The sequence below is a fragment of the Streptomyces sp. NPDC060027 genome (assembly GCF_042737005.1).
Lineage (GTDB): Bacteria > Actinomycetota > Actinomycetes > Streptomycetales > Streptomycetaceae > Streptomyces.
The window spans coordinates 1-1,453 of the sequence record NZ_JBHWVI010000459.1 but is presented as its reverse complement, the minus strand read 5'-3'; the positions used below and the strand labels follow the sequence as shown (position 1 = coordinate 1,453).

The 1,453-nt window shown below is 72.1% G+C and carries 1 protein-coding gene; it reads right to left on the bottom strand.

Annotation, left to right across the window (positions count from 1 at the left end; translation table 11 throughout):
* On the bottom strand, window positions 1-1,453 hold a 1,453-nt coding region (locus ACFWBT_RS43000), incomplete at both ends, for a polyketide synthase dehydratase domain-containing protein (protein WP_385710284.1).

The window sequence follows — 1,453 nt, the reverse complement described above, 5'->3', positions numbered from 1 at the left end:
GCACCAGACACCCCGGACGCTCCTCCGCCAACCACCACTGCACCAACCCCAGAACCTCACTCGCGACGCTGCGCACACGGTCGGCGGTCTGCGTACCGGACCCCGCCGGGCACGGAACCACGACGACGTCCGGTGCCCCTTCCGACTCCCGCAGTGCGTCGAAGTCCGCGACAGTCTCGATCACCAGCGCGTCGGTGGCGGAGGGAAGGGTGAACGGCGTCCACTCCAGCGCGAACAGCTGATCGCCGCCACCGGCACCGCGCGATTGCTCCGCCGAGACGGCCCGCAACGACAGCGACTCGACCGAGGCCACCGGGTCACCGGTGCCATCGGCCACGGCGAGCGTCACCGAACCGGTGGCCGTCCGCGACAGTTTCACCCGCGCCATCGCCGCACCGGCAGCCTGCACGGCGACGCCGGACCACGCGAACGGCAGGACCGGGCCCTCGTCCAGGGCCAGCAGCCCACCGGCGGCCAGTGCGTGCAGGGCGGCGTCCAGCAGCGCCGGATGCAGGGCGAACTCCGCTGCCTCGGCAGCCGACTCGTCCGGCAGCTCGACCTCGGCGAAGACGTCGTCCCCGGCGCGCCACACCGAGCGCAGCCCCTGGAAGACCGGACCATAGTCCAGGCCCGCAGCGGCCATGCCCTCGTAGAACCCGGCCAGGTCGACGGCAGCCGCACCCGCCGGCGGCCACGCGCCGAGGTCCGCAGCGGACGGTGCCTCTGCCGAGGACAGCACACCCGTCGCGTGTCGCAGCCACGAACCGTCGTCGACGCGCGAGTGCACGCTCAGCTGCCGCCGGCCGGACTCGTCCTCCGGACCGACAGCCACCTGAAGGGTGACGCCACCGCGCTCGGGCACGACCAGGGGAAGCTCGAGGGTGAGGTCTTCGACCCAGCCGCATCCCGTCTCGTCGCCCGCCCGGATCGCCAACTCGACGAACGCGGTGCCGGGCAGCAGAACGGTCCCGTTCACGGCGTGGTCGGCGAGCCACGGGTGGGTTTTGAGGGAAATCAGTCCGGTGAGCAGGATCCCGTTGCTGTCGGCCGTCGCAATCGCGGCACCGAGCAGCGGATGGTCCGCCGCCTCCAGGCCGGCGGCCCGGACGTCACCGGACGTCTGGGGAACGTCGAGCCAGTAGCGCTCGCGCTGGAAGGCGTAGGTCGGTAGGTCGACGTGCCGGGCGCCGGGGAAGAGCGCCTGCCAGTCCGGGGAGATGCCGTGGGTGTGCAGCCGCCCTACGGCGGTGACGAGGGCGTACGGCTCGGGGCGGTCGGCGCGCAGGGCGGGGACGGTGACGATGTCTGTGCCGTCGTCGAAGCAGCCTTCGGCAAGGGCGCTGAGGACACCACCGGGGCCGATCTCCACGAACGTGCTCACACCCAGATCACCCAGAGTCTCGATGCCGTCGGCGAAACGCACCGCCTCACGCACGTGCCGCACCCAGTACTC